28 protein-coding genes are annotated in these 25,921 nt (G+C 52.5%); 16 read left to right on the plus strand and 12 right to left on the minus strand.

The window, feature by feature from the left end; genetic code table 11:
• From TRICHSKD4_RS28530 to TRICHSKD4_RS32055, 3 genes are all read left to right on the plus strand, one after another.
• Window positions 1–381 (plus strand): hypothetical protein (locus TRICHSKD4_RS28530; protein ID WP_168157061.1); only part of this gene is annotated, 381 nt, incomplete at its 5' end.
• Entirely contained in the window at window positions 374–976 is a 603-nt protein-coding gene (locus tag TRICHSKD4_RS21665; RefSeq protein WP_208993159.1) for a DUF2793 domain-containing protein, read from the plus strand. The genes TRICHSKD4_RS28530 and TRICHSKD4_RS21665, both read left to right, overlap by 8 nt.
• A complete protein-coding gene (locus TRICHSKD4_RS32055; RefSeq protein ID WP_009469117.1) occupies window positions 973–1,095 on the plus strand; it encodes a hypothetical protein in 123 nt (40 codons plus the stop codon). Before TRICHSKD4_RS21665 ends, TRICHSKD4_RS32055 begins: the two co-directional genes overlap by 4 nt.
• A gap of 3 nt (window positions 1,096–1,098) precedes the next feature.
• On the opposite strand, the gene TRICHSKD4_RS21670 is transcribed toward TRICHSKD4_RS32055, so the two are convergent.
• Complete coding sequence (locus tag TRICHSKD4_RS21670; RefSeq protein ID WP_009469118.1) at window positions 1,099–1,611, minus strand: hypothetical protein; 513 nt, start codon at window positions 1,609–1,611, stop codon at window positions 1,099–1,101.
• A gap of 177 nt (window positions 1,612–1,788) precedes the next feature.
• Here TRICHSKD4_RS21670 and TRICHSKD4_RS21680 point away from each other — a divergent pair, with 177 nt between their 5' ends.
• Genes TRICHSKD4_RS21680 through TRICHSKD4_RS21690 form a run of 3 tightly spaced genes read left to right on the plus strand, consistent with a single transcriptional unit; the run spans window position 1,789 to window position 3,345 of the window.
• Complete coding sequence (locus tag TRICHSKD4_RS21680) at window positions 1,789–2,694, plus strand: glycoside hydrolase family protein (RefSeq protein WP_009469120.1); 906 nt, start codon at window positions 1,789–1,791, stop codon at window positions 2,692–2,694.
• Window positions 2,678–2,944, plus strand: coding sequence for a hypothetical protein (locus tag TRICHSKD4_RS21685; RefSeq protein WP_050763513.1), 267 nt, complete (start codon window positions 2,678–2,680; stop codon window positions 2,942–2,944). Before TRICHSKD4_RS21680 ends, TRICHSKD4_RS21685 begins: the two co-directional genes overlap by 17 nt.
• Complete coding sequence (locus tag TRICHSKD4_RS21690; protein ID WP_009469122.1) at window positions 2,941–3,345, plus strand: hypothetical protein; 405 nt, start codon at window positions 2,941–2,943, stop codon at window positions 3,343–3,345. The genes TRICHSKD4_RS21685 and TRICHSKD4_RS21690 overlap by 4 nt, the downstream gene beginning before the upstream one ends.
• A gap of 15 nt (window positions 3,346–3,360) precedes the next feature.
• On the opposite strand, the gene TRICHSKD4_RS21695 is transcribed toward TRICHSKD4_RS21690, so the two are convergent.
• Window positions 3,361–4,413 carry a S9 family peptidase gene (locus tag TRICHSKD4_RS21695; protein WP_009469123.1) on the minus strand — a complete coding sequence of 351 codons (1,053 nt, stop codon included), beginning with the start codon at window positions 4,411–4,413 and terminating at the stop codon, window positions 3,361–3,363.
• Between the two features lie 208 nt (window positions 4,414–4,621).
• On the opposite strand from TRICHSKD4_RS21695, the gene TRICHSKD4_RS21700 reads away from it, so the two are divergent.
• Together TRICHSKD4_RS21700 and TRICHSKD4_RS21705 are read left to right on the plus strand one after the other, a co-directional pair.
• Window positions 4,622–5,005, plus strand: coding sequence for a VOC family protein (locus tag TRICHSKD4_RS21700; protein ID WP_009469124.1), 384 nt, complete (start codon window positions 4,622–4,624; stop codon window positions 5,003–5,005).
• A gap of 18 nt (window positions 5,006–5,023) precedes the next feature.
• Entirely contained in the window at window positions 5,024–5,710 is a 687-nt protein-coding gene (locus TRICHSKD4_RS21705) for a YafY family protein (RefSeq protein ID WP_009469125.1), read from the plus strand.
• A gap of 7 nt (window positions 5,711–5,717) precedes the next feature.
• Here TRICHSKD4_RS21705 and TRICHSKD4_RS21710 read toward each other — a convergent pair whose 3' ends face one another.
• Window positions 5,718–6,752, minus strand: coding sequence for a LacI family DNA-binding transcriptional regulator (locus TRICHSKD4_RS21710; protein ID WP_139052250.1), 1,035 nt, complete (start codon window positions 6,750–6,752; stop codon window positions 5,718–5,720).
• A gap of 84 nt (window positions 6,753–6,836) precedes the next feature.
• Between TRICHSKD4_RS21710 and TRICHSKD4_RS21715 the strand changes: the two genes are divergently transcribed.
• A complete protein-coding gene (locus TRICHSKD4_RS21715; RefSeq protein WP_009469127.1) occupies window positions 6,837–8,015 on the plus strand; it encodes a phytanoyl-CoA dioxygenase family protein in 1,179 nt (392 codons plus the stop codon).
• A 25-nt stretch (window positions 8,016–8,040) separates the two neighbouring features.
• On the opposite strand, the gene TRICHSKD4_RS21720 is transcribed toward TRICHSKD4_RS21715, so the two are convergent.
• Window positions 8,041–9,132 carry a hypothetical protein gene (locus TRICHSKD4_RS21720; RefSeq protein ID WP_009469128.1) on the minus strand — a complete coding sequence of 364 codons (1,092 nt, stop codon included), beginning with the start codon at window positions 9,130–9,132 and terminating at the stop codon, window positions 8,041–8,043.
• A 178-nt stretch (window positions 9,133–9,310) separates the two neighbouring features.
• On the opposite strand from TRICHSKD4_RS21720, the gene TRICHSKD4_RS21725 reads away from it, so the two are divergent.
• The 4 genes from TRICHSKD4_RS21725 to TRICHSKD4_RS21740 all read left to right on the plus strand — a co-directional run bounded on the left by TRICHSKD4_RS21725 (window position 9,311) and on the right by TRICHSKD4_RS21740 (window position 13,195).
• Window positions 9,311–9,904: a nitroreductase gene (locus TRICHSKD4_RS21725; protein ID WP_009469129.1), complete on the plus strand. Its 594-nt coding sequence runs from the start codon at window positions 9,311–9,313 to the stop codon at window positions 9,902–9,904.
• Window positions 9,905–9,910: 6 nt separating this feature from the next.
• Window positions 9,911–10,513, plus strand: coding sequence for a flavin reductase family protein (locus TRICHSKD4_RS21730; protein ID WP_009469130.1), 603 nt, complete (start codon window positions 9,911–9,913; stop codon window positions 10,511–10,513).
• Between the two features lie 305 nt (window positions 10,514–10,818).
• Window positions 10,819–11,949, plus strand: a complete 1,131-nt coding sequence (locus tag TRICHSKD4_RS21735; protein WP_009469131.1) for a transglycosylase SLT domain-containing protein — start codon at window positions 10,819–10,821, stop codon at window positions 11,947–11,949.
• 91 nt (window positions 11,950–12,040) lie between these two features.
• Window positions 12,041–13,195: a DUF2336 domain-containing protein gene (locus TRICHSKD4_RS21740; protein WP_009469132.1), complete on the plus strand. Its 1,155-nt coding sequence runs from the start codon at window positions 12,041–12,043 to the stop codon at window positions 13,193–13,195.
• A gap of 60 nt (window positions 13,196–13,255) precedes the next feature.
• Here TRICHSKD4_RS21740 and TRICHSKD4_RS21745 read toward each other — a convergent pair whose 3' ends face one another.
• The 3 genes from TRICHSKD4_RS21745 to TRICHSKD4_RS21755 form a co-directional block, all read right to left on the minus strand.
• Window positions 13,256–13,777, minus strand: coding sequence for an Hpt domain-containing protein (locus tag TRICHSKD4_RS21745; RefSeq protein ID WP_009469133.1), 522 nt, complete (start codon window positions 13,775–13,777; stop codon window positions 13,256–13,258).
• Between the two features lie 153 nt (window positions 13,778–13,930).
• Window positions 13,931–14,728 carry an NAD kinase gene (locus TRICHSKD4_RS21750; RefSeq protein WP_009469134.1) on the minus strand — a complete coding sequence of 266 codons (798 nt, stop codon included), beginning with the start codon at window positions 14,726–14,728 and terminating at the stop codon, window positions 13,931–13,933.
• Window positions 14,729–14,868: 140 nt separating this feature from the next.
• Window positions 14,869–15,621 carry a serine protease gene (locus TRICHSKD4_RS21755; protein WP_040617473.1) on the minus strand — a complete coding sequence of 251 codons (753 nt, stop codon included), beginning with the start codon at window positions 15,619–15,621 and terminating at the stop codon, window positions 14,869–14,871.
• Window positions 15,622–16,536: 915 nt separating this feature from the next.
• Here TRICHSKD4_RS21755 and TRICHSKD4_RS21760 point away from each other — a divergent pair.
• Window positions 16,537–18,111, plus strand: a complete 1,575-nt coding sequence (locus tag TRICHSKD4_RS21760; protein WP_168157062.1) for an ATP-binding protein — start codon at window positions 16,537–16,539, stop codon at window positions 18,109–18,111.
• Between the two features lie 7 nt (window positions 18,112–18,118).
• Here TRICHSKD4_RS21760 and TRICHSKD4_RS21765 read toward each other — a convergent pair whose 3' ends face one another.
• The 3 genes from TRICHSKD4_RS21765 to TRICHSKD4_RS28535 are packed head-to-tail and all read right to left on the minus strand — an operon-like array spanning window position 18,119 to window position 20,641.
• The gene (locus TRICHSKD4_RS21765) at window positions 18,119–18,886 is read right to left on the minus strand and encodes an EAL domain-containing protein (RefSeq protein ID WP_009469137.1); all 768 of its coding nucleotides are present in this window, start codon (window positions 18,884–18,886) and stop codon (window positions 18,119–18,121) included.
• 12 nt (window positions 18,887–18,898) lie between these two features.
• The gene (locus TRICHSKD4_RS21770; RefSeq protein ID WP_009469138.1) at window positions 18,899–20,092 is read right to left on the minus strand and encodes a GGDEF domain-containing protein; all 1,194 of its coding nucleotides are present in this window, start codon (window positions 20,090–20,092) and stop codon (window positions 18,899–18,901) included.
• Between the two features lie 51 nt (window positions 20,093–20,143).
• Entirely contained in the window at window positions 20,144–20,641 is a 498-nt protein-coding gene (locus TRICHSKD4_RS28535; protein WP_009469139.1) for a molybdopterin-dependent oxidoreductase, read from the minus strand.
• Between the two features lie 579 nt (window positions 20,642–21,220).
• Between TRICHSKD4_RS28535 and TRICHSKD4_RS21780 the strand changes: the two genes are divergently transcribed.
• Window positions 21,221–22,363 carry a hypothetical protein gene (locus TRICHSKD4_RS21780; protein ID WP_009469140.1) on the plus strand — a complete coding sequence of 381 codons (1,143 nt, stop codon included), beginning with the start codon at window positions 21,221–21,223 and terminating at the stop codon, window positions 22,361–22,363.
• Window positions 22,364–22,365: 2 nt separating this feature from the next.
• Entirely contained in the window at window positions 22,366–23,391 is a 1,026-nt protein-coding gene (locus TRICHSKD4_RS21785) for a hypothetical protein (RefSeq protein WP_009469141.1), read from the plus strand.
• Here the strand turns inward: TRICHSKD4_RS21785 and TRICHSKD4_RS21790 are convergent.
• Window positions 23,388–24,263 carry a DNA adenine methylase gene (locus tag TRICHSKD4_RS21790; RefSeq protein ID WP_371256944.1) on the minus strand — a complete coding sequence of 292 codons (876 nt, stop codon included), beginning with the start codon at window positions 24,261–24,263 and terminating at the stop codon, window positions 23,388–23,390. The genes TRICHSKD4_RS21785 and TRICHSKD4_RS21790 overlap by 4 nt on opposite strands.
• Before the next feature lie 206 nt (window positions 24,264–24,469).
• Entirely contained in the window at window positions 24,470–25,825 is a 1,356-nt protein-coding gene (locus tag TRICHSKD4_RS31315) for an integrase (RefSeq protein WP_009469143.1), read from the minus strand.
• Between the last annotated feature and the right edge of the window lie 96 nt (window positions 25,826–25,921).

The following is a 25,921-nucleotide window of genomic DNA, read 5'->3' on the forward strand; positions in this document are numbered from 1 at the left end:
GATGATCCAGCGGTGGTGCGGTTTGAGCACAGCTCGAAGCGGCATGGTGCGCGGCCTTTGGCGCCAGTGCATCTCAACGCAATCCGGACGCCTGAGGGAATTCAGGTCTCATGGGTTCGGCGCGCTCGATATGGCGGCGACAGCTGGGAGCAGATTGAGGTGCCTCTGGCCGAAGACCGTGAGGCCTATGAGGTCGATATTCTGACGAACGACGGTCAAGTGCTGCGAACGCTCTCAAGCGACCAGCCCACGGTTGTCTACCCCGAAACAGAAGAACTGGCGGATTTCGGCGGGCCTGTGTCTTCGCTCTGCCTGTCCGTCGCCCAGCTGTCTGCCACCTATGGGCGCGGCGCATCTACAAAGAGGTGTCTTCATGTCTGAAACCCAGCGCTTCAATCTTCCGCTTATCGCCGCCGCGCAGGCGCAAAAGCACATCACTCACAATGAGGCACTTATCCGTCTCGACCGATTGATGCATCTGGCGCTGGTCAGCAGAAGTCTTATAACGCCGCCAACAGCGCAAGAAGGCGAGGCCTATCTCGTTCCAAATGGAGCCAGTGGCGTATGGGCTGGTGCGGACGGGCAGTTGGCATTTTATGAGCAAGGAAGTTGGATTTTCACAAGCCCGGTCATCGGTCAGACGGCCTTTGTTCAAGATGAAGGCTGCCACTTGATCTTTGATGGTACAAGTTGGCTTCTGCCTGAAACGCCGACCACGTCAGAAACTGTTCTGGCTCAAGGAGCGCTTGGTGCGCGCAGCTGGCACAAGGTGATCGAGGCAGACTTGTCCAATTTGTCCGGTGGGTCCGTCACCGCGCCGGGTCTCATCCCTAACCGAGCCATTGTCATGTGTGTCTCCACCCGCACCAGCGAAATGGTGCAAGGGGCAAGTTCTTATGACTGCGGCATTTTGGGGAAACAAACAAATTTGGTGGCAATCTGGGTGTTGCTGCTGGCAGCAGCAATCTCGGAGTGATCGGTCCAACCGCGTTTTACAGCCCAACGGATGTGGTTCTGACGGCACGGGACGGAGCCTTTACGGGCGGTCGGGTGAAACTGGCCGTCCATTGTTTTGTGCCCGAAGCAACGATTTGACGGCTATTTCTCGTATCGGCTTCCTGTCCAGCGATACCGGATTTCACCCACCCAGACATCGCGCATGCCGCGCTGGCTTTCAGGGCCGAGTGTCAGTGGTTGAAGGGCAATGCCTTGCAGAACTTTCCGATAAACACCCTTGTCGATGGCCTCGGGCGCATCCCAATACCAAACGTCCAATTGGCAGGCGTTGGCAGTGCAAAAGCGCGTGTCGGTCCAGCTCACAAAAATGGCGGCGTTTCCCGGTTTTCCGTCCAGGTCGCGGATCGCGGTTTGAAACGGCGGCGATGACCAATTGATCGGCTCAAGCGTTTCAGCCTCGAAGGCCTCGGCATAAAGCTCGTTGAGCCAACTGACCTCCCATTGCGAGGTTGGCGTGCGGAAGGAAACCTCCTCCACATCGTCAGCGCGTGATCCCGTCGCAAAGCCGACCCCGGCAACACATACGCAAAACAAGAAAAACAGCCGAAAAACCTGATCAATGCCATGCAAGGCGGGATGATGGTTCGCGTTCATGCGAAATCCCCCTTGGTCTGTCCGACCGCCTGCGCACCCAATGGGCAGGCAATGCGGTGCAAGACATCATTAACCATAATTTTCCTTAGGACTTCGTAAAGGCGCGGCGGATTTCTCACGCGCCTTTGCTCGAAACGTCCTTTTTCCCGACACCCTGGAACACACAGGAGAGCGCCCATGAAAGTGAGTGAGCGCGGACTGGCCTTTATTGCCAAGCACGAGGGCTTTGTCTCCCGCGGCTATCTTGATCCCGCTGGCATTATCACCATCGGTTACGGCTTCACAATGCGAAGTCGTGTTTTCTCAAGCTGGTGGCGAGCCACCCATAATGGGAGAGCCTTGAAGGTCGGGGATCATTTATCACGCAGCGAAGCCAATCAACTTTTGTTGCGTTTGCTGGATGAGGAATACGCACCGCCAGTCTCAGACGCTTTGCCGAATTTGAAGCCCTACCAGTTCGATGCCTGTGTGTCGGTTGTCTACAATCTTGGCTGCCGGGCGCTGCGCTGGAAATGGTCAAAAGCTCTAAAAAATGGTGAGATCGCGCGAAGTGCTCAGCTTCTGGAGAGAACCGGAACCACCGCAAACGGGATTTCATTGCCCGGTTTGATCAAGCGGCGCTTGGGCGAAGCTCGCTTGCTGCGCACTGGGCATTATGGTCTTGCGCAAAGCCGGATCGCTCCAACGAAAGACGACATCGCAACCTTACAAACCTCGCTCAAGCAGGTGGGGTTCGATTCAGGAAGCATCGATGGTGTGTTGGGAGATCGAACGCGGGACGCCATTCGTGCCTTTCAGCGCAGCCATCCGCCGTTGGTGGTTGACGGGATTGCTGGTCCCGCCACCCGCACCCGTCTGCAAAGGCAACTTGCAAAGCGAAAAGGAACGGCATTGGCGATGCTTTCGGCCCTCCTTGCCCTTTTGGGTAGAGCCATGGGGCAGGTGCCAGTGGATCTCACCCTGATGGTGGCCGTGAGCGCGCTTTGTCTTCGGGGGCTGGCCAGCCTGGTCTGGCGCTACCGCGGTCGGGTTTCTTCTCACATCGCAAAGATCGGAGATTGGGTTCATGACCAACAAATCTAACGCGGAGCTCAGTAAGCCTTCGGGAAAAACACATGTCTTGGCCGGGTGGAAGACGTTCATCTTCAACGGCTTGGTTGCATTGGCCGTTATCGCGGTTCAAGTGCTTCAGTATCTGGGTCAATTCCCCTGGCCGGAGGTTCTGCCCACCGAGGAAGCTGGTTGGGTGGCGCTGACATTGGGGGTGATCAATATCATCCTTCGTCACATCACAATCGGGCCAGCTGGCTGGGTCTCAGGGGAGAATAAATGATCAGTCTCTTGTTGAATTGGCTCTCATCCGGTGTTCTCAGACAGGTTTTGCAAGTGCTGGAAAAACAGATGACCCACCGCGCTGCACACACAGTGGGCCGTATGGATCGTGCCAGAGAGGAAATTCGTGCAGAACTGCAAGCTCGGTCTGAGGCACGAAAGGTGTTGCTTGCGGAAAACGGGTTTTTCTGGAGCGCTGGGCGCCTGGGGCGACTGGTATTCGTTTTGCCGCTTGGCTTTTGGTGGGCAGCTGTCTGTCTCGACAGTGTGTTTCGCTTTGGCTGGAATGTTGCTGAAGTTCCCGTGCTGCGAGACTGGGGCGGAGTGATCGTCGCCAGCCTCTTTTTGGTCGATGGCGCAAGGGCTATCAGTCGCGGTTTTGTCGCAGGGCGGAAAGCATGAGGAGCCAACGTCGCATTAGTGAGATCTGACGGTTTCCTCCAGCCAGTCTGCGATCGTCTGCATAGCTTGTGTTTCCATGGTCGTGCTTATGGTCAGATACTCTTCCAACGCTCCTGTGGCAGACCACTGAAACAGGTGATTATGATGTGGTAAGGTCACAACACGTGATGACTGGTGGCGCAAATAAGAAGCCATGATTGGAGCATTCTCTGCGGCGGACACCTGAATGTCACTGCCTCCATAAAGCGCAAATACCGGGATTTTCAAGTTTTTGAGAGCCGGAGCTGGGCCATGGTTGGCGTAAAAACGCGCCCATTCTGTGGCCCATACCTCCATATTTTCATCTCGCTCGGCTTTCGTTGCATTCGCTTCTTTCAAAAGTCGTGAAATGCGGTCTTTAACTTCATCCAGAGTCTCCGCAGATTTTAGTATGGCGGCAAGGGTCTTCACTTGCCGCCGGTTAGAGGCAATTTCCGCGTCGGTTGCGCCAGATGTTTTGGCGACATCCGCGACTTGAGACAGCATAACATCCGGCAACAGCGGGAGTGCGGGTCCCGCCAAATAGACATGGAAATCGGCAGGTTCCAGCTGTTGTGCCATTGGTGCTATATATCCGCCTTCTGAATGCCCGAGATATCCTGTTGCTTGAGGGTCAACCTTTGGGTGACTTCGTAAGAATGAGAGGGCTGCTGCGGCATCTTCAGCAAACTCTTTTGGGGTTGCGCTGGCGAAGTCTCCTGTGCTCTGGCCGACACCACGATCATCAAATCTCAAGACTATGTATCCCTTGCGAGTCAGATAGTCTGACAGGACAAGAAACGGCTTGTGGCCGAGCAGCTCCTCATCCTTGTTGTGCGGGCCTGATCCCGTAATGAACACAATTGCCGGGGCCTTGTGAGCGTTTGTTGGGATGGTGATTTCAGCATCAAGTGTGATATGGCTCTCTCCCCCTTCAATTTTGACATTGTGAATTGCATAGGGCCTGACCTTTGGTGTCTGGGGGCGGTCAATTAGCCCAAAGGCAGACGCATAACCTGCAACAAGGGCTAGAAATCCTTCAAAAATCATCTGTTTAAGTGTCCCTGGTGGAATTAGTGGTTCAAAATAGCTCTGATTCCATATGGGAAAAAATTATCGTAATACAATAATTAATTATATAAATGGACGAATCTATTTGCTCCAATTTTTGGTATCCCGTCCCACTCTCCTGACAGAATGTTGTCAGGAGGGGGGTGCTAGTCCTTGCCTCGTTGAAAAACACAATGAGGACGTTTCAATGACTTTTAAACCCGCCGATTTCGCAGTCTGGTTCGAGCTTCCGGTGTCTGATCTGGAAAAAGCCACCCGGTTTTACAACACGGTGTTTATGACAGAACTGAACCGGATTGATGATATGGGCCCGAACCCGATCGCCATGTTCCCATATGAAAGCGACAATGGTGTTGCTGGACATCTTTATCCGGGCAAGCCACCTGCAAGGGGAACCGGGCCAACGATCCACCTTGCGTGTCCTGACAGCCTTGAGGCAACTGTCGAACGCTTTGGGGCAGAAGGCGGAGAAATTGTCTTCGAGCCGGTCGCCATTCCCTCTGGACGGTTTGTTTATGGTCTTGATCCAGATGGCAATTCCGTCGGAATGTTCTTTTCCAATCCCAAATGATTTGATCGAGCTTTATTGATGAGACGCGCAGACCGCCTGTTCCAGATCGTGCAATACCTTCGGGGCGGGCGGCTTGTGCGGGCACGGCAGCTGGCCGACAGGCTGGAAGTGTCTGAACGTACAATCTATCGCGATATTGCAGACCTTCAGGCGACCGGGGTGCTGATAGATGGGGCTGCCGGGGTTGGTTATATCCTGCGCGATGGCTATGACCTCCCGCCGCTGATGTTCACGCGTGAGGAAATTGTCTCGCTGGTCGCTGGGGCACGTCTGATCAAGGCATGGGGCGGTGCAGGTATGGCACGGGCCGCGGAAGAGGCCTTGGTCAAGATAAACTCGGTTTTGCCGAAAAATCTCAACACACGTGCGGACTCAGTTGAAATTCATGCGCTTGCCTTTGAGATGACGCCAGAGGTTCGCAATCTTATTGATCTACTGGAAACAGCAGCCAATGAACGAAAACGCTTGTCGATCAATTATCAGGACGCAGCCGGTAAGGAGACGCGGCGGGTTCTCAGGCCGCTGGGACTTTGGTTCTGGGGCAAGGTCTGGACACTGGTAGCCTGGTGCGAACTTCGGGATGATTTTCGCATGTTCCGGTTGGACCGCATTGCCGCTGTTTTGGACACCGGTGAGACCTTTCGGTCTGAATCTGGAAAGACGCTAAAAGACTTCTATCGGCTGATGGAAGAGGAAAACTGCTGAGCTACAATTACGGGCAATAGCGATCCGGAATAGTCAGCGGCGTGATGATTTGAATATCACTCAAGCTGTTGTCAGGCGGAGCATTCGGCAGAACGCGTCGATGAGCGAGAATATGTTGAATGGCCGTGCGCATATCCTGTTCAAGATCATGATAGAGGACCAGCGTCAGCGCTTCTGAGCGCAGGAGGTCGACATTGTCTTCGTCAAGGTCGTGGCCGATTATAGCGATTGGTTTTTGCCGGAACTGGGTCAGCGTTTTGATAACTCCATGATTGCCACCACCCATGGAATACACGCCGATAATACGGGTGCCTTTTTCATAAGCCTTCTCAATGGCTTCGGCGGTGCGTCTGTTGAGGCCCGCACCGCTTCCAACCTCCAGAATGGGAACGTCTGGCCGACTGCGGCTGAACTGCTGGCGAAACCCATCCAGTCTGTCTTCTTCCCCTTGAAATCCGCGATCACTCTGAGTCGCTAATACGGTGCCATCAGCGCCATTCAAAAGGCCGGACATCAGATAACCAGCCGTTTGCCCAGCCTTGTAATTGTCGAGCCCGGCATAAGCTGTTCGCTGCGAGGAAGGGCAATCGGTGAAGATGGTGACCACTGGAATGCCGCGCATTGTCAGATCAGAAATCGCATTTCGGATTTCCGGTACATCGCGTGCCTTCAGGCAAACACCATCGCTGCCTCTTTTCGCAATGCGGACAAGTTCCGCCACACAATCCGGTACTGACAGTGTTTCGTGAAACGTGAACCGGGCGCGGATTGAAAGCGGTCGAAACGTGCTAAGGGCCCGCTCTGTTGAGCTGCGAATTTCCCGCAAGAACCGGGAAGGGGCTTCTGCCACAACATCTATAACAAGCCGCCGTCCGCGTGCAGACAGTTGCTGTTCCTGGGCTTCAAGCTCACGGAGGGCGGTCTCCACCCGTCTTTTGGCCTGTGGGCTCACTCCGGCCCGCGCATTCAAAACACGGTCCACCGTCGCCGTACTGAGGCCGGATTGAAGGGCTATCTCTTTGGCTGGAAACCGGTGTGTCATTTGATGGATTTTTGATGGTTTTTTCCGCTCACGCAAGGGAAGGTGCTCAGTACCATTCTCTCATGACCAGACAGGGAGGGGATCATGGACGCACAAACACCAATGAACGGGTATTTCGACGCGCAATCTTGCCGTCTTGAAGACTTCAAGGCGCTTTTGGATCAAAAGCTCTCGTCTTCAGATCTGAACTACACGGATACCATTGAGCAAAACATCCCGATCTATGACGTATCGAACTTGCGTGGCATGCTGGGCGAAACGAGTGCCCGCCGGCAGATTATGGCTGAATGGGCGTCCGTGTTGAAAGACCGCTCTGGTGTGCTGGTTCTCAAAGGTGCGTATGACGACACGGCTCCGCTGGATGCCGCCACTGAAGTGTTCCTCTCGATCATCGAACGGGAGAAGACAAAAAGCGGCGGCGGTGCAGATCATTTCGCAAAAGCTGGAGCCAACGACCGAATCTGGAATTCACTGCAAAAACTCTGTCTGGAAGCCCCGGACGTGTTTGCACGTTGTTTCGGAAACGCGGCGATTGATGCTGTGTGCGAAGCTTGGCTCGGCCCGAATTATCAGATGACGGCACAGGTCAACCTTGTGCGGCCCGGCGGCGAAGCCCAGCAAGCGCACCGGGATTATCATCTCGGATTTCAAACGGCAGATATCAGTGCGTCCTATCCAGCTCACGTTCATGACCTGTCGCCCGTCATGACGCTTCAAGGCGGCATCGCGCACGCAGACATGCCGGTTGAGAGCGGCCCAACAAAACTGCTTCCGTTCTCTCAGCTTTACAGAGCAGGTTATGCGGCATGGCGGCTAGATGAGTTCCGGGCCTGTTTTGAAGAGCGATATGTGCAGCTTCCCCTTCAAAAAGGTGATGCCATCTTCTTCAATCCTGCGCTCTTTCATGCAGCTGGGGCAAATCGCAGCGAAAACGTCCAGCGGATGGTCAATTTGCTGCAGGTCTCCAGCGCCTTCGGGCGAGCTATGGAAAGCATTGACCGGACAGGGATGTGTAAGGCGCTTTATCCGGCGATACAGTCGCTAAAGGCTGCTGGCACCCTTTCTGATACAGAAATCGAAGCAGCTGTGTCGTCTTGTGCGGAAGGGTACTCATTCCCAACAAATCTGGATCGGGATCCGCCGGTTGGCGGACTTGCTCCGGAAACGCAGAAGCAGCTGTTCCTGCGCGCCTTAACTGCAAACTGGACAGCTGATGAATTCGCTGAAGGCCTTGAGGCACAAAACCAACGGCGGTTGGCCTGAGACCAGGGCTGCTATTTCCGGCGGATCAGTTCAAAGAAGCTGGGGTAACGCGGTCACTCCGGCTGCTCGCCAGAACTTCAACTTCCCGGTCACCGCCGGTTTGCACCTTGAATTTATCCTGAAACAGGCGGCCATTGTTTCGTGCAATCACCTCATAGTCGCCCGCAGCCAAAACGAAGCTTGGAAAAGCTCCTGTGGCTTCCACGACAACATCACCGCCAGGGCTGAGGACCGACCATGATGTATTGGCAATGGCTTCACCGCCTTCTTCATTGACCAGCTTGAGGGTGATTTCAGCGGCCTTATGGAAGAGCGTTGCTTCAGTCAGCTTGCCCGGAAGGACTTGGACATCGGCACGCACAACGGAGTTGCTGTCCCCATAACGGTTGACAATGTGATAGGTTTCGGCGTTCAGGCGCACAATGTCACCGGGTGACAGACCGTCAACGATCAGCTGTCGCTCACCGCGCTCATTGAACTCCATTCCGTAAACGTCAAATTGCACGTCTGTACTCAGTGGTGTGTCCTGATCAAGACCCGCATTGAGCTTCACACCTCCGGCATTGAGTGTCACCATTTTGGATTCGACCTTGCGGCCCATCACAATCCGATTAACCGCCGAGGCATACCCGTAGCCGGTGTGAATCAGATAAACGCCCGGATCGAGTTGAAACTCCGCATGCCCACCTTCAGATTTCGCGATGAGTTCCAGACGGCCATCTGAATTGGTGGTCTCGCTGTAAATCCGCCAAGTCAAACCACTGGTAAGCGGTGCGGTGTCCCGGGTCAGCTTGGCCATCAGGTGAAGAACGCCGCCATTGAGTTCAGATGGAAAGCCGCTGCCGCTTGGGCTTGCTGGGGCATAGGGAAGCAAGGCATCTGAAAAGAGAGGTTCGGGAGGACGGTCCAGAAGGTTCTCAACCGGCTTTTGGGCCTCGATCACGACGGCATTCGGATCGGGTTTCAAGCGGGGCGGCATCGGCGGCCCATTTTCACGCTGTTCGGATGCGACAGTATTCTTCTCTGAGATGGCGTGTGCAGGTAGGGCAGGGCCAACTGCCACCAATGCTGCCAAACACAGCGCGGACCATTTATTTTTGAACGAACCGTTCAGCACCCTTACCACTCCTGACCAGTCAATCGGGTTGCCAAGCTGCGTTTTAAAACGCGTCTAATGCTCTTCCTGCTATGAAAATCCAGACGATTTCAAGGCAGTTTCACCGAAGTTGACAATTGTGGTCAATAGATTACCTGAATAACCGCCTCATCACACTCGCATTTTGCAGGATTTTACAATGTCATCCATTCTATCCCCAAGGCCAGAGGTGCTGGACTTCTTGCTCAGCCGCCGCTCTCATCCATCCAAGACGATGACATCTCCCGGCCCGGATGAGGTGATCCTTCAAAAGCTCCTGGCTGCTGCAGCCCGTGTTCCTGACCATGGAAAGCTGACCCCTTGGCGGTTCGTGATTTACCGCTCGGACAAGGCGGTCGAGATTGGCGAGAAACTGGCGGAAATGGCAGAAGTTCGCTGCGGGCCGCTTGACGAGGCTCGGAAGGAGCAGGAACTCACCCGGTTTTCCCGCGCGCCTATCGTTATTGGCGTGATCAGCACAGCCGGAATGCACCCCAAAATTCCGGTGTGGGAACAGGAATTGTCAACTGGCGCCGTTTGCATGAACCTTGTAAATGCAGCCGGTGGCGCGGGCTTTGCCGCTCAATGGCTGTCCGAATGGTATGCCTTTGATGAGGAAGCCAGCCAATATCTCGGGTGTCGTGAGGGCGAGCGTTTTGCTGGTTTCATCCATATTGGCACACCGACCCAGGCTCCGGTGGAGCGGGCGCGCCCGAACCTTGACGAGATTTGCACCAACTGGCCGGAAAGCTGAGGTTTCATGTTTTACGAAACGTCCAAAAATGATCACGGACTGCCCTTTAACCCGTTCAAGGCCATCGTATCACCGCGGCCAATTGGTTGGATTTCCAGCGTTGATCTGGAAGGGCGGGCCAACCTTGCGCCCTACAGCTTCTTCAACGCCATCGGGGATACGCCGCCTATCGTGATGTTCTCGTCCACCGGGTACAAGGACAGTGTTTCCAACATCGACGAGACTGGCGAATTTGTGTGCAACATGGTCAGTTGGGACCTAAAGGACGGCATGAACACATCATCCGCGCCTCTTCCGCACGGAGAATCCGAGTTTGAAGCGGCCAAGTTGGAAATGGCTGAGAGCAATCTGGTGAATGTTCCGCGCGTGGCCAGCGCCTATTCCGCGCTGGAATGCAAACACCTTAAAACCGAGAATATGCGTGACCTGGATGGCAACGAGACCGGCAGTTATGTGGTGTTTGGTCAAGTGGTGGCGGTGCACCTCGCTGATGACGTTTTGACCGATGGACGTTTCGATGTGACCAAGGTGCGTCCGCTGTCGCGGTTGGGTTACAAGGATTACGCGGTCGTAAATGAGGTCTTTGAAATGGGCCGCCCCGGCGCTTGATCCTCTCAATTTAGCTCGATTAATGAATAAGCGGTCCTTTTTTGAAGAAGGCCGTTTTTGCATGTTCTACGTTTGAGAGTTCTGCCGGTCAGTGCGTCGAGTCATTCAATTGATTTGCATTTTGCAAAACCGCTTGCATGAAGAAGCACACTGAAGTATGAGAAAATTAATTACTTCTATCAATGCTTTCGATCTCCAAAGAAAAAATGATCGCGTTACCATAGCATGTGGATTGTTAACTATTTGTTAACCTTTGTGGCCCGAAATTAACTAATAGATAACGAAACTCTCGAGGAGCGGGTATCATGCGTGTAGCAGAGACCGCGTCGGTAGCGTCCCGGATCGAGCAGGCCTTTCAATCGGCAAGCAGTTCGACGGGAACATCCTTCGACTATCTCTTGAAGACGGCCCAACGAGAATCTTCGATGAACCCGACCGCCAAGGCGCGCACGTCGAGCGCGACCGGTCTGTTTCAGTTCATTGAGTCCACGTGGCTGGAAACATTGAAAGAGGCTGGCCCTAAACACGGGCTTGATAAGTTTGCGGATCAGATCAAGCGGACCAAAAGTGGTCGCTATTATGTCTCTAATCCGCGGGCGGAACAGGAAATCCTTGATCTGCGGAAGGATCCCAAGGTTGCCGCGTTGATGGCAGGCGCCTTGACCCAGAAAAATTCGGATCAGTTGAGCCGCAAGATTGGCCGTGAGCCATCAGACGGCGAGCTCTACATGGCCCACTTCCTTGGAGCCACTGGAGCCTCTCGCTTGATTAATGCCGTGGATAGCAATCCGGACCTGCGGGCGGACGCTTTATTTGGCAAGCAAGCGCGCGCCAACAAGCCGATCTTTTACCATCGCAACGGATCACCACGCTCCATGACGGAGGTCTATGATGTCATCGTGTCCAAGCACGATGCGGTGAACATGATTGCGACCGTGACCGGGCAGGGAGGGCGTGCCCCAAAGGTCTCGGGCCTGACACAGGTGGCAACTCTGCCAACGGCCAAGCCGACGGATAATGTAGGTGTTCCGATTGCTCGCCCTGACCTGTCGCTGTTTGCAGATGTTCAAACCGGAGAGGCAGAGCAGACTCAGGTTGCCTTTGCGAACAAGGCCGCGCAGGCAAGTGAGGATGCGCCGGTTGTTGATCGTGCCACTCGCCGGATCGCATCCGCATTCAAGGCGACTGAGACCGTCAACCCGTTCGAGGCCCTGTTTCGAAATGACAACGGGTCGGAACAGGTGCAGGTCAATGCCCGCCTGACCTCAGCTTTTGCAGCTGTTGAAGAAAGCGCTTATTCACGCCTTTCCAACAACGGGTCCAAGTTGGCCATACAAGAACTGGCGATGGCTCAAGACGGCATTCCGCTTGATCTTACGCGCTTCTTGACACTTGATGATCGCTGGGAACAAAGAGACCTACTTCCCCCTGCGTAAGAAAAATCACCTGCGAAATTTATGGTGAACCGATCGTTAAGGCTTTGATGTCACTTTTAACTGGTGGAAACAGATCAGTAGTGCGTCAGAGATGGTCATAAACGAGTTTCTAAAATGGGTTGAAACAGCCCCGGATGGGCCAAGAGCGGAAGCTGCGGGAGCACTTGCGCGGGCATGGTTGCATTCCGAATTGTCTTATGAGGAGCGGAAAGGGGCGACAGTTGCCCTAACCTTGCTGCTTGATGATCCTTGCGTGGATGTGCGCAAAGCGCTTGCCGAAAATCTGGCGCGCAGCACAGAAGCTCCAGCTCATGTTATTCGCGGGTTGGCAGGTGATATCGATGAAGTGGCCGAGCCCGTGCTTCGCCGGTCTCCCATTTTCTCCGATACCGAGCTGGTGGACTGGGTGGCTGAAGGGTCCGAGCGCGCTCAAGTCGCGATCGCCCAGCGGGCTTATCTCTCTGCAGCCGTCAGCGCTGCGCTTGCTGAGGTGGGGGAGGCATCTGCCTGCGCTGCACTTCTCGACAACACCAATGCTACGATTGTTCACTCAGCGATTTCGCGAATTGCAGAACGTTTTGAGGATCATGCAATTGTGCGTGAACGTCTCCTGCAAAGAGACGATCTGAACATTCGCCTGCGCCATGGCCTCTTGCTGCGGCTTGCAATCAGCCTTGAAGCCAATCCGCTTGTTCAACGGGGCATGTCGGAGCGCGCTAAGCAGAAATTTGCAGCTGAAAGCAGTGACAAGGTGATCCTGCGTCTGGCGTCCAAGGCAGACGAAACTCAGCTGGCAGATTTTATCCCCTATTTGCGCGATGAAGGGCATTTGAACACACGACTGCTCTTGCGGGCTGTATGTTGCGGGCAGCTGCGCCTGTTTGTGCATGCCCTGTCAATTCTGGGCAATGTCCCGGCACCGCGTCTGCGGGACACGCTTCAAACAGCTCGTCCGGCCGTGTTGCGCGCCTTGTTGCGTAAAGCAGGCCTTCCGGTTCGAGCCCATCAGGCCTTCTTGCTCACCATGGATCTGGCTCGTCAGGTTGAAGCAGATTTTACCCGGGATCTGCATATCGAGCAGGCCCGGTACCTGACCGAATATCTTCTGGAAGAGTTGCAGGATGAAGCCCTGGGCGGGGACGATGATATCGTCGCCTTCCTGCGCAACTTTGCAGTGGATGTGGCGCGTCAGGAAGCACGCGCCTTTGTGAAGGAAAACAACATTAAGTCGCTTGCAGCTGCATAGCGCCTTCTACATTGCTTCCCTGCTGAAATGAAACTTAATAACCTCCGCTAAAAGTGGAGGTTATTTCTTTTTTGATTGGGCTTTCAGGAGCGTGTCGGTGATCTCCGCCAGCCCCTGCACCAACTGTTGACCTGCGGGGCTGGTTTCATCGCGTGCGCCTTCCGCCACCATGGCTCTGATCGCTGCAACATATCTGCCGACAATTTCCGTCGGCAGTTGGGCGGCATCCTGCGCACAATCTACAAGGTGGCAGAATAGGGCAGCAGCTTGCCCGACAAGCGGATATCCAAGCGTCACGGCTTGACCCTTGATGTTGTGAGCCGCCTGATACACCGGGTCGAGGGTCTCGGCAGTCAACCCATTCTCCTCAACGGCTTGCCAAGCGCTGCCAAGCTCATCAGCTTCCTTGCGCATCCAGCCGTCAAAGTTACCCGACAGGCGTTGCATCGCCGCTTCTGCGGCCTCAATCGGATTGAATTTGGCTGTTTCGCGCGGGCCGAGTTCGCGAACCTTGGACCTCAGGGTTTGCGGTGGTTTGATAACCTCATAGTCCTCATCGTCTCCCGGCGTGTCCGCAGCCATGGCCTGCCTCTTGAGTGAGCGTTTCCGATTATTCTGTCACATGATACTTGAAACAACCTCAATTGGCGAAGTCATTCAACACCCTTGGGCAAAGCTGGAGGGTGTGTGCCGGGTTATGCAGCGATCTTTGCTCACTTCGCTAGAAGAACGGCGTCAATATCGGAACATCTCTGTCAATATGCGCTCATCCCAGCCGTGGTCAGGATCAAACATGATCAGGCCATCCAATGCCAGCTCCTCACGAATTGACACGCTGACTACATTTCTGATTTCCCGATGATCTGCCGATGCACTGACAGGTCGCTTCAATGGATCGAGGATTTCAATATCCACCTGAGCATGATCAGGCAAAAGAGCACCGCGCCAACGCCTAGGGCGAAACGCGCTGATCGGTGTGAGCGCCAGAAGCGGGGAGGAGATTGGCAAAATGGGGCCGTGCGCTGATAGATTATAAGCGGTGCTGCCTGCCGGCGTCGCCACAATGATCCCGTCACAAACGAGTTCATCGAGGCGAACACGCTGATCGACCGACACTTTCAAACGTGCTGCTTGCGAGGACTGTCTGAGGAGAGACACTTCATTAATGGCGCGCGCCGTGTGGCGGGCGCCATCCTGGTCTGTCACGTCCATGGTAAGTGGGTGAATCGTTGTGATATCTGCGACCTTCAGTCGAGCGCGCAGGTCCTCGGCCCGAAATTCGTTCATCAGGAAACCGACTGAACCCCGGTTCATCCCGTAGATCGGTTTTCCCGACCCCATGAATTTGTGCAGGGTTTGAAGCATGAGCCCGTCACCGCCAAGAGCGACGATGATATCTGCCTCGCCCGCAGGAGCGCTGCCATATGCAGCTTCCAGGCTTTGCCGTGCGGCAATGGCCTCTTCTGTGTCGCTGGACACAAAGGCGAGCTTATCCGTCTCGATATCTGCAGGTGTGTCTACATGCTGGTTCATGGCGCGCTGCTGAAATCCCCTCAGGCGTCGTCGGCCTCGTATTTTGTCCATTGCCAGTAAATGCAGGAAAATCCAATCACGCCAAGTGGATAATTAGGCGGAGGGGTACGGTTGCATCCCGTGGAGAGAGGAGCGCTTAGTTATTTGGCCGCGGACGACGGGCAGGCATCAAACGGTAACATGTCACTCCACTTGGTAAAGGGAACGGCAATCGAGCGAGACTGTTTCAGTTTTGCCGAGAGAACCCCTGCGACGACAAGCTGGTTATCGACGTTAATGAACACCGGGCCTCCAGATGCGCCTTTTTCAGTCGCACAAGTGGTAACCCAAACGCCGTCTTTCACGCCATCCAATCGGCAATTGGCGTCGAGCGTCGGCAGGAATTTTCTCGAACGGCGATAGCCAGCTGCTTGTAAGCGCGTTTCACGGGTGATTTGTTTGGTGTTGGAGGGCGAAAACACGGCCGCTGGGGTGACTTCAATTGGTCTTGAGAGACGAACAACAGCTACGTCGAGTTTGGTGTCTTTGAGTTTTGGTGTGCCGATGTAAGTGTGCCCCTTGGGATATCGCACGCAGTCAACCGAAGAGACGCCACTGTTTTGATCGCGCCGAACCCCGGCCACAAAGCGCAGTTTGTCAAGCCGGTGCGCCTTTCCGGTCCTGCCATCAAACAAACAATGCGCCGCCGTCAGGATCGTTTGTGGCCCTATGAGGGTGGCGGTGCACATGGCGATCCTGTCATAGCCAACCACATTCAATCTCCCAACTGCAGGCCAAGGGGCTCTATCGGTGTCTACGACTTGAAACCGATTGGTATCGGCAAATGCGGTTTTAGGGTTCCCAGACAACGCTGTTACCGCGATCCCTGCAAAAACCAAAAAAAAGCGGAGCATCAGCGGCGATTACAGTTGTGAGGAGTGAGGACCTTGGGAGAGGAGAGTGGCTGCAATTTCTCGGACCGATCAGTTACATGGCATTAGATTAAACCTAGCGCTTCATGCACAAATTGGAAGTTTTGAAGGTGATATTTGAGGGTGTTTTCACCTAAGGCGTTCAACTTAAAGTATTTAATGCGCAGCGGATGATGAATTTATAAAAAATATTGCCCTTGCCTAAAATAACCAAAGGTATCGAAATATACGGCGATTTCTTCGGCAGAAATTGATATAGGTATTACGTTTGTTGGTGGCTTCTATATTTTGTCCGGGGGTGGGGTGGCAAATAAAAGCAACTTTTTATTGTGCTTGAGGCTGGGACTTGGATTGGATCGCCTTCCACGCGCCGAACAAACACTTGCTCTCAAACATTTCGACGGAACACGCTTAAGGACTGCTCGCGGAATCGCGGTTTATTTTGAATTCGCCCGATTGAGTGTGTTCTGTGTGTTTTTGCTGACCATTTCGGTATTTTGCTACGATTTGGCAAAACCCGAGTTTCAATACAGTTTCACCCCGTACTTACTCGCTTTTGCTCCATCCATTGCCGCCGTATTGGTGAGTGGCGCGCTGAAGTTGGCGTTTTTGCAAAAGTCCTTCAGTCTATCCAACTGGGTATTCTATCGAAAACTCCATGCGATTTTTGGCATAACTTGTTCACTTGCTGCCTGCGCATTGTTCGTTGTGGAAGCCGGAGAGAAAAACTTTGCAATCGTTTTTGCGGCCGCTTGCATCCAAATGCCAGTCAAACTTGGGTATGTCGCCTTTAGCAGAAGGTTCCTGTATTTAGCGTACTTTGTTGTTCCGGGTCTTTTTCTCGGCTTTCTCTCTATTGTTGCGGCGGAATTTGGAAACTTCCCGATTGAGCCAGGAATGGGTGATTTGTTTTGGTTGGTCATCCATGGGACGACAGCAGCAATTAGCGCCACTTTGGCAATCAACTGGATATCGACACAAGCCAGTTTTGTAGAAAGCAAGGTTATCCTCGCAAATGCTGACTTGGAAGAAGAGAGAGAAGGTCTGAGAGCGGAGAAAGAATTTTCCGAGAATATCAGAAACTCTTTGAGCGAAGGTGTCGTGATTGCAGATCATGCATTGTCGATCATTCAAATGAACCCGGCTTTCGAGGTGCTGTTCTCAGGTTTGAGCGTCGGAGACAAGCTTCCCTCCCATTTGGCGGAGTTTGCAGGCAGAACAAAGCTCGGCTCACGTAGCGAGCGTTCAGATCTGGAATTGGAAGACGGGCGTATTTTAAACGTCGGTTGCCAACCGTTTTGGATAAAGTCTGATGAAATTGGCTACATTTGCACTTTGCTCGATGTCACTGAACAAAGACGGATTGACGAAGAAATAGCGAAGAACGAGCATCTGAAAGCACTTGGTGTTCTGGCCAGCAGTGTAGCACACGACTTCAACAATTATCTCGCAATCATGCGGGCAAACACCGAACTCCTTTTGAAACTGGATACCGTTGGAACACAAAACCGACACTTGCAGAATATCCTGCACTCCTGCGAAAGCGCCTCTATCGTCACTCGGCAATTATTGTCCACCGTCAGGGATCTTCCAGAACAGATCGAAATCGTGGATGCGGCAGATGTCTTGAAGGCTGCTGCGCGCTTGTTGTCCCATTCAGACCGATATCGAGTTCCAATATCCATGGATCTTGAGGATGGAGCATATATTCTGATAGATGCGCTTTTGCTGGAAACGATGATCCTGAACCTTGTGTCGAATGCCTGCGATGCGGTGGGGAGTGACGGTCAGGTAGCATTATCCGTTCGACGGTATGACGGCGAAGTCAGTTTAAACGTCATCGACAATGGGGAAGGTATTTCCGCCGACATGATCGAAAAGGTCACTCAGCCGTTCTTCACCACCAAACGGGATGGCAGGGGAACCGGGTTGGGCCTGTCCACGGTCGCCTCATTCGCCAAGCGTCACAACGGTCGGCTGAAATTGCACAGCGAACTGGGCAAGGGAACAACCGCATCTCTTATCTTTCCAGCACAGGACGTGACTGCTGAAGGTGGTCAAATGGTTGAAAGTGAAAGTGATCGAAGCGCATCGGATAGCTGTAAAGTTCTGGTGGTTGAAGATAACCCGGAATTGAGACTTACGCTGGAGGAGCTGCTTAGGGTCTTGGGCCATCAAGTCATTACTGCGAGCGGCACTAACGAGTTCAATAGAATTGCAGATTCGCAGCTGCAGGATGTTGATTTGGTATTCTGCGATATTCTGTTGGATCAGGAATTCGGAAGCGAGGTGCTGAAGGCGTTTAGATCCAAGGGGCATACTGCGCCATTTGTGTTCATGAGCGGAAATCTACCCAAACACGAAGAAGAAACGATCCTTGAAATTGAGCCTTGCCAGTTTCTCCAAAAACCTCTGACCCTTGCAGACCTTCAAAAGGTATTTTCAAAGCAAACTGTTCGAGAGTATGCCTGATACTAATTCAGAAAACTCTGTCACGAGATGCAGGTGATCGAGGTTTCAGCCAGGTGAGTAAATCATCCGCAGTCATTGGCATGGCAAAAAGGAACCCCTGAAACCGGGTGACCCCTGCCGACTTCAGTTTTGAATACTGTGCCCCGGTTTCAACGCCTTCAACGATCAGTTCTGCGCCTAATTTCCGCGTCATGGAGACAAGTGCTGAAACCATTGCGCTGACACGGCTGTCCGTTTCGATATGGGTTATCAGCGAGCTGTCGAGCTTTAAGAGGGAAAATGGAAATTGGGTCAAGCGGGCGTAACTCGAATAGCCCTTGCCGAAATCATCGATCGCAATGCGTATTCCTGCCGCTGACAGGGCTGAGAGGTTTTCGCCAATTTGGCCGTAATTTTGCGCCATGTCATTTTCCGTAAATTCCAGAACAAGCCTTTGAGACTTGAGACCGTTTACGGAAATGGCTTGCAAACAGCTTTCAACGAAGTTCTGCCCAGATGCGTGCGAGGGCCGAATATTGATTGAAAGCTCAATGTCTGGGGCTGCATCGAAAATTGGTTTGGCGCTGCGGCAAGCCTGTTCGAGAACGTAATTTCCAAGAGCCGGGCCAAGCCCGATTTCGTCTGCGATATCAAACATCTCTTCAGGACCAATTGTTCCGGTTACCGGGTGCAGCCAGCGCGAGAGCGCCTCAAAGGCCACAATCTTTTCATCGGGACCTTTCACGATCGGTTGGAAGACAATTTCGATTGCCTGATTTTGAATGGCGTTGGTCAATTCCTCTTCAATTTATACGCGTCGTCTGAGTTCGCTCGCCATGGAAGGGTGATAGAAACACGATTGACGGCGCCCGCGCCCTTTTGCCTCATAAAGGGCAAGGTCCGCCTCATGCATCAGGTCTGACATTGTCCGATACTGACCTCTGTCGGAGGTCGTAATGCCGATGCTGCCCGTTATGGAAACCGTGGCTCCTTCATAGTCGATACGTGCGGAAATCACCTCAATCACTTTTTCGGCCAATTCGGCAGCAATATCCTGGGGGCCGTCGACGACAAGGGCAAACTCGTCGCCGCCAAGACGCGCGATCAAACTAGCGTCAGCCAATGATTTCAATCTTTTGCCGATTTCCTTCAAGACAAGATCGCCGGCAACATGGCCGAGGCGATCGTTAATCGGCTTGAAACCATCCAGATCCAGAAGCAGGAGATTGAACTCACTGGTCTGATCATCTGCTTGCAGTTTCTCTAGGTGTTCGGAAAAGGCACGGCGATTGTATAGGCCAGTGAGAAAATCGGTTTCAGCGACCTCTCGGACCTTTCGATTGGTTTCATGAAGTTTTCGCGCCAGTTTCATGCTGCGGAACAATTCAAACAGCAAATAGAGAAAGCCCAATAGACCGCCGGCACCCAAAGCGATATTCAGGCTTTTCAGCATGTTGGTCGCCTCAAATTGGGCTTCAAGCGCAGATGCTGCCTTGTTGCGACGCTTGTGATAGGCCGCCTGAGCCAAGTTTAAAACCTCTTGGCGATGCGCAAAATAGAGCTTTTCCAGATCGGCTGCTGTCTCGGGCTTACCTTCAACAATAGCATTCGCAGCCTTTTCGAAGTTCGGCAAGTCGTCCTTCAGGCGATTGACAATCAGCTGTGCTTTGTCCTGATCGTCGTAGGCTTCGATATAATCGGCTTGCGCCAACGTGTGCGTTCGCGACCAGAAAATATCCAGCGCGCGGTTCATGTCCTTTCGTGTCGCCCAATCTTCACCTTTGGCAATCGCAATCGCCGTCTCGAAAAAAGTCCGATACTCCCACCCAAATTGACCGACTTCTTCCAGCCGAGCAGAATAAAACTCTCGCCGATCAAACTCGGTTACCGCCGTGTTGATGGTGATTTGAGTAAAGATCATGCCAACCACAAACAGAACAATGACAAGCGCGGAGCGCATGAGCGACCACTGTCCTGTCAGTGTTTTGGTATTAAGTTTCATTCTGAAACCCTGTTTGCTGGTGCAATGTAAGTTGTATGAAGCCGCTGGCCGTTACTGCAGAACCGAAATATCGGCTATCTGCCAAACGCTGCGCGCTTCACGCAATTGATCGTGAATTTCCGGGTAGTCGGTGAACGGATAAACGACCCAAGACGGACCTTTGCTGCGCACGGAGAGACGGTCGCCGTTAATTTCGATGGCAATCAAGACCGGATAATTTTGCAGCTCTTCAACCGGGATTTCGGCTGAATATCCATCAAGCCCTGTGACCAGCATCCGATCTGCACTTACGTTGAAATGGTCCAGCAGTTTTGAAAACAAAACCCCTCGCACAGTGGCAATGTCTTCAGATTCGCCAACAAGGTGCGTCTTGATCTCCGTACTGCCGATTTCGGTTAGGTCGCTATCTGTGACGCCGACACTGGTGCCCGAGTTTGGGGTCAAGGTGAACAAGGGTTCGGAGGCCTTGGCCGGTGTCGCCTGTGCAGTTTGCAGCACCAAAATAGCCAACGCCGCAAATAGTATGCCGGAAAGTGAGCTTGATCGCATGACGTGCTCCCTACTTGGTTGTTCGCGCAAGTTTATTGCATAGTAAAGTAGAGCAGAATGCTAGTTAAAATATGTTATGTGATCGCATGAAAACTTCGAAGAAAACACCGTAAGAGGCTGTAATTTAAAGAAAAGGTGCCTGAGATTGTGGTTTGGGTTAACAAAGCGCAATCGGCATCTGCGGAACTTTTGTGAAACTATAAAGGCTGTCTCAGCCCATGAAGATGGTGCGGAGAGAATTCAGGACTTGGGGAAGGGTGGTGGTGCCGGCAGCAGGATTCGAACCCGCGACCCCGAGATTACAAATGTTGGTGGAGTTAATATATTACAATTAGTTACGCTTTGTATATTTCTGAATTCAAGTATTTCTCACACGCAACCATAAAGAAGATGTTGTTATTGAAAGGTGCGTTGCGATCCACGGGATCAACAGGTTGCTGACAATTCGGTGATGATGGACTTCATGCTGAAACTTCGACGGTGCAAGGTAGCGGTGTTTGGAAAAATCGATATAAGTGGGGTAACGATTCACTGAGCAGATGATGTATATGATGCCCTTTGCCGGCAACGGAGGCATGAATGAATTGGGATGAACTCGTCGAGATTGGCGCTACAGGAACGGTTGATACCGAACTGCTCCATTTCGATACTAACAATCCACGCTTCACGCCTGACAAACGTCCGAATGAAGATACTGATCAGGCCATCATCGCTGAATTGGCGAGGAGTGCTGATCTGTCCGAACTCGTTCAATCCATTGGAACTAGTGGTTACATTAATATTGAGCCGCTAGTTGTAGTTGTTCGTGGGGGAAGGCTTGTTGTACTCGAGGGGAATCGAAGGCTTGCTGCGCTTAAAGCCCTGCGGAACGAGCAATATGCACAGAATGCGAAACTCAGTATCCCGGAATTTGGACAAGAAGTCAGCGAAACTCTCAATAAAATCTTAGTCTACAGGGTCGAGCGCGAGGAAGACGCCCGTCAATTGATAGGGTTTAAACACATTAATGGCCCGCAAGCTTGGGATGCGTTCGCAAAGGCAACGTTCGCCGCCCGCTGGTTGGATTCGCAAGCAGTAGAAGAGACCCCCTTGTCGCTCATGGCTATAGCCAGCCGAATGGGCGATAAGCATGCGACTATCCATAGGATGGTGACTGCATTTTATGTTCTTATGCAGGCTGAGGATGAAGAAATATTTAGTATGGAGGATCGTTACAAGCGCGCCTTTAGCTTCTCGCACCTGTATACTGGACTCTCATACGCCGAATATACAGATTATTTGGGGATGCCACGGCCTCAAAGAACAGAGGATCCAAAAAGAAACCCTGTGGAGCCGGAGTATTATCCTAAACTTAGATACTTGCTGACTTGGCTGTATGGCTCCAAAGAGCGGGAAATACAGCCAGTAGTACGGAGCCAGAATCCGGACCTTGGTCGTTTGCGGGAGGTTCTCAAATCAAAACCAGGGATAAAGGTGCTTGAGCAGACGAGCCATCTTGAAGATGCACTTATTACGTCCACGCCTAAAGATATTCGATTTTCGAAACATATAGTTGATGCAAATGCCGAATTGAGGCTTGCCCTTGAAACGCTCGATGGGTTTGATCCTGAAACACAGCCAGAGCTTCAAGAGATCGTAAATTCTGCTTATAAACGCGTTCAGCTCATTAAGACGAGTGTTGATGTGCAAATGACTGACTTCGAAAGAGAAATAGAAAAATAACGATGGTTGGGGAACCCGTTGTTACTCCAGTGCCAGGAGAAAAAGACCACGTCATCGTTGATTGGCTGGAACTGGTAGCGTTTTTTAACGACTACCGCACAGCTCGTGTCGACGAACTCGTTGCAGCGCTCGAAGAGCAATTTGAAAGCGCTAACGATGATGCCGATGTCGATGAAGACGACCCTCTCGGATCCGATGACGTTGGAAATATAGGCAGAAAAGACGCTGAAAAAGAACAGCTTCTCGAGCGAATTGAAAACGAAGTCGAATTCCGCATTAAAGATTGCGATGGTACTTACCCGTTCGAGCTTACAGATGATGCTGAAGAATTAATTCTAGTAGAGAATTGGCAAAGCGATCACTATACACCCTATCTTACTTGTCTAATTACTACGCATTTGACACGAAGTAGCCTATTCGATTTTGTTGTGCCTGATAGAGTCATTCAAAGACTCCGGAATCGTGTATTTCAAGTACTCTCAACCTTTGCTATGGCTGGTTTAGTATCCGGAAGCGCTGCGAGTATTGGTTGGCCGCGTGAAGATCGAGCTTCGATACTTGATACGCTGCGGCGCGCAGAAGGGCGAAATGCGGGTTTTGCAACCAAGGGGCAGCCGGGAAGGTATACTTCACCAAAAGAAAAGGATGGTGGAGTAGATGTTATCGCGTGGAGGATCGAGAATCGTCCTCCGCCGATTTTGTTTTATTTTGCGCAAGTCGCTAGTGGTCACAATTGGCCCGGTAAACCGGTGAGCGTACACAAGGACTTGTTTGAAAGAAACTATATGGATGATCCGCATCGCGGGAATGTTAACTTTGCCACTCTCTTGCCGTTCCGTATTCATGACAAATTAGAATGGCAAAATGAGCATGTAATTCATGGTACGTTACTGGATAGAACGCGATTGCCGAATTACGCGGTTAAAGGGAAGTTGCTTGCCGATAGTGGAGTGGAAATGGATGAGTCCGAAAATATGCCTCAAGTATTAGATTGGATTACACAATTCCGAGGTGTCGCTGGCCTCTAAACCAAATTTGGTTCTATTAGTATTTCGTTCTCTCTGCGCTTCGATTGCAGGCTATAGTTTACAGAAATCGAAGAACAGTTTTGTGTGTGGTATATTTCGCGGATCAATGGAGCGTCATCATATGTGAGAATCCAATTAGGAACGGATCCACTAGTCAGAATATCAGATAATGCAACGTGTTTTGCTTCGCTCATCCCATTTAAATAAAGCCTCCCTCCTACCTTAACATAAGGGGGGTCAATGAAATAAAAGATCTTAGAAGGGTCAGTTTTTCTTCGGCTCTGATCAATAAAAGACAATCCATCCTTATTCGAGAGCGCAATCCTACGCCTGTTGTTTCCGAGCCATAGAATTCGTTTCTTCAAGTTATCTACATTGAAACGAGCGTTTATTTTCCACTTGCCTGATTGATCATAGCCACCAATTGGGCCAGCGTTGATTACAATGCCCGACCTCGTTGTGCGGTTCATGTAAAATGTTGAGAAGCCAAGTTCGAAGTCATACTCAGAGCCTTTGAAGTTAGTTACAGTTTCTCGGTGACGATACCATTCGTCCATATCAAGGTGAACTTGCTCCAATCTGGATATGAAAAGATCGGTCTCCTCAAGCATTGCGTGCCACGCGGAGTAAATGCGTAGGTCGGCGTCGTTTAGCATGAGAGCATCCACATCTCCGCTTGCCAATAGTATCAGTGCAGCACCAGCGCCACCGCAGAAGGGTTCCGCGAAAATACGGACGCCTTGTATTGAAGAAAGTCTCTGTCTGAGAAAGGCTGACATGAAACCTTTTCCGCCGGGATACCGAAAGGGTGATATCGCATTCTGACTAGATCGACCTTGGTCTTTAGGTATCTCGGTAGTGGGTAGCATCATAACAGGATTTTGTGGGTTGTCTCTGGGAGCCAATTTGGGATTCTAGAATTGACCAAGGCATGTTTGGTGGCTCGTCATATCAAGAATTATTGAATAAGTCTGATACTTTTTGGTTCATAAAGTGCTAAAATGAAGCAGTTTCAACGTTCTTAGAACGCAATGGTCTCGCGCAAAAAGTATTTCCGCTTATATCTACGGCGAATATGTCATCCCCGCGCCAAATCATACCAAGCGGTCAGTTTCCCGATTGCTCTCCGGGCAAGGTCCGGGTGCAGGCCGAGATAGTGTTTCATGATCTCGTTGACTGACTTCAGGCTGTGGCCGGTGATCGCCGCGATCTCGGTCACCTCGCAGCCGGCCAGTGCCAGCCAGGTTACGGCCGTGTCGCGCAGATCTTGATCTCGAAAATCTTCCAGAGACGGTGTTGGTTGGATGACCGGTTCGCCTTCGGGTTGATTTGAAACGACCGTCAAGGTGCTCACCAGCTTGAATTTGGTTATCCGGTAGCCCTTCGGTAGCGGAGAGGCGAGGGAGCCGTCCTGCAAGCGCCAGATGCCGAATGCGGCCGCGATGCAGATCTCGCGAAACAGGTGCTGGTAGTGCTTGGCCAGAAACGGCCGTCTCTGGCGCTCGTCTAGGTTCACATGTGGCCAGTTGACCCGCCAGTCTCTTCGACGCTCCTGTGCCGCTTTCTGCCGTCTGTCGACGATATCAGAAACCGGCAAAAGGAGAGGCTGGCCGTGTTTCTTGCCCTGGCGAAAGAGGACGCCGAGTTCGCTCATCTGTTCATAGGTCAAGTTGAGCCGATCGGCTTGCCGTTGTCCGAACCAGACGCCTTGTGTCACGATATCGCCAACCTCGGGTCGACCAACCACATCGCATGTTTCGACCAGGATCCGCATCTCGTCGATTTCGCCAAACCGGACGCGGGGAGGGGCCACGGGAAGGCTGTCTTCCATATGGCTTACTGGGTTGGAACGGGCCTTGTCGTTCTTGATGGCAAATTTGTAGACCTGACTGAGAAACGATCGCGCCCGGCGTGCCTGTGAAAGGCCATGCCTGATTTCAACCTGGTCCAGAAGCAGGGCCATGTTGCGCGGCGTGAAGGCTGCCGCCAGTTCTTCCCAGAAACGACCATTCTCAAGTTGCTCGATCAGCCTGGCCGTTTCCCGGTAGCCTTGAGCCGTCTGCGGCTTCAATGGCCGTCGGACCTTTCGCCCCTCCCTGATTTCCTTGCCCAGCATGCGCGGGTTTTTCTCGCAAAAATCGGAAATGAGGTGGGCTAGGGTCGGAAGTCCTGCAGCGCGGGCATATTGTAGACCAGCGCGCCGACGTTTGGCCTGGCTGATTTCCCGCGTCTTTTGGCGAAGGGCGGCGAGTTCCTGTTGCTTGGCGGCTGACCAGGCGATGCATTCGTCGATCGAGAACCAGGTGCCGTCCGGATGCTGAAGGTTCTCACCTTTCAGGCCGAAATTCCTGCGTAGATCCGGTGCCGGGAAAAAACGCGGGCGACCATCGCGCCATGTCACGAGTGGGATCTTGATGTCGGGTTTCTTGATCATGGGTCTACATCTTTGCTGACGATGTCATTTTAGCAAAAAGAAAGGCGGGGCAACCACCGCTTTGCCCCGCCAGTCGGGATTGGCGTCGTCTCATGC

Origin of the sequence: Roseibium sp. TrichSKD4, from assembly GCF_000148725.1 — a bacterium.
In the GTDB taxonomy this organism is placed as follows: Bacteria; Pseudomonadota; Alphaproteobacteria; order Rhizobiales; family Stappiaceae; genus Roseibium.

Bases quoted from the DNA above. Each gene is read 5' to 3' on its own strand.
- TRICHSKD4_RS21715 (WP_009469127.1), top strand. From the start codon at position 6,837: ATGGACGCACAAACACCAATGAACGGGTATTTCGACGCGCAATCTTGC.
- TRICHSKD4_RS28535 (WP_009469139.1), bottom strand. From the start codon at position 20,641: ATGCGATCAAGCTCACTTTCCGGCATACTATTTGCGGCGTTGGCTATT.
- TRICHSKD4_RS21785 (WP_009469141.1), top strand. From the start codon at position 22,366: ATGGTTGGGGAACCCGTTGTTACTCCAGTGCCAGGAGAAAAAGACCAC.
- TRICHSKD4_RS21770 (WP_009469138.1), bottom strand. From the start codon at position 20,092: ATGAAACTTAATACCAAAACACTGACAGGACAGTGGTCGCTCATGCGC.
- TRICHSKD4_RS21680 (WP_009469120.1), top strand. From the start codon at position 1,789: ATGAAAGTGAGTGAGCGCGGACTGGCCTTTATTGCCAAGCACGAGGGC.
- TRICHSKD4_RS21760 (WP_168157062.1), top strand. From the start codon at position 16,537: ATGGGTGATTTGTTTTGGTTGGTCATCCATGGGACGACAGCAGCAATT.
- TRICHSKD4_RS21705 (WP_009469125.1), top strand. From the start codon at position 5,024: ATGAGACGCGCAGACCGCCTGTTCCAGATCGTGCAATACCTTCGGGGC.
- TRICHSKD4_RS21710 (WP_139052250.1), bottom strand. From the start codon at position 6,752: ATGACACACCGGTTTCCAGCCAAAGAGATAGCCCTTCAATCCGGCCTC.
- TRICHSKD4_RS21750 (WP_009469134.1), bottom strand. From the start codon at position 14,728: ATGAACCAGCATGTAGACACACCTGCAGATATCGAGACGGATAAGCTC.
- TRICHSKD4_RS21745 (WP_009469133.1), bottom strand. From the start codon at position 13,777: ATGGCTGCGGACACGCCGGGAGACGATGAGGACTATGAGGTTATCAAA.
- TRICHSKD4_RS21670 (WP_009469118.1), bottom strand. From the start codon at position 1,611: ATGAACGCGAACCATCATCCCGCCTTGCATGGCATTGATCAGGTTTTT.
- TRICHSKD4_RS31315 (WP_009469143.1), bottom strand. From the start codon at position 25,825: ATGATCAAGAAACCCGACATCAAGATCCCACTCGTGACATGGCGCGAT.
- TRICHSKD4_RS21740 (WP_009469132.1), top strand. From the start codon at position 12,041: ATGGTCATAAACGAGTTTCTAAAATGGGTTGAAACAGCCCCGGATGGG.
- TRICHSKD4_RS21725 (WP_009469129.1), top strand. From the start codon at position 9,311: ATGTCATCCATTCTATCCCCAAGGCCAGAGGTGCTGGACTTCTTGCTC.
- TRICHSKD4_RS21695 (WP_009469123.1), bottom strand. From the start codon at position 4,413: ATGATTTTTGAAGGATTTCTAGCCCTTGTTGCAGGTTATGCGTCTGCC.
- TRICHSKD4_RS21780 (WP_009469140.1), top strand. From the start codon at position 21,221: ATGAATTGGGATGAACTCGTCGAGATTGGCGCTACAGGAACGGTTGAT.
- TRICHSKD4_RS21755 (WP_040617473.1), bottom strand. From the start codon at position 15,621: ATGCTCCGCTTTTTTTTGGTTTTTGCAGGGATCGCGGTAACAGCGTTG.
- TRICHSKD4_RS21665 (WP_208993159.1), top strand. From the start codon at position 374: ATGTCTGAAACCCAGCGCTTCAATCTTCCGCTTATCGCCGCCGCGCAG.
- TRICHSKD4_RS21735 (WP_009469131.1), top strand. From the start codon at position 10,819: ATGCGTGTAGCAGAGACCGCGTCGGTAGCGTCCCGGATCGAGCAGGCC.
- TRICHSKD4_RS21730 (WP_009469130.1), top strand. From the start codon at position 9,911: ATGTTTTACGAAACGTCCAAAAATGATCACGGACTGCCCTTTAACCCG.
- TRICHSKD4_RS21790 (WP_371256944.1), bottom strand. From the start codon at position 24,263: ATGATGCTACCCACTACCGAGATACCTAAAGACCAAGGTCGATCTAGT.
- TRICHSKD4_RS21690 (WP_009469122.1), top strand. From the start codon at position 2,941: ATGATCAGTCTCTTGTTGAATTGGCTCTCATCCGGTGTTCTCAGACAG.
- TRICHSKD4_RS21700 (WP_009469124.1), top strand. From the start codon at position 4,622: ATGACTTTTAAACCCGCCGATTTCGCAGTCTGGTTCGAGCTTCCGGTG.
- TRICHSKD4_RS21685 (WP_050763513.1), top strand. From the start codon at position 2,678: ATGACCAACAAATCTAACGCGGAGCTCAGTAAGCCTTCGGGAAAAACA.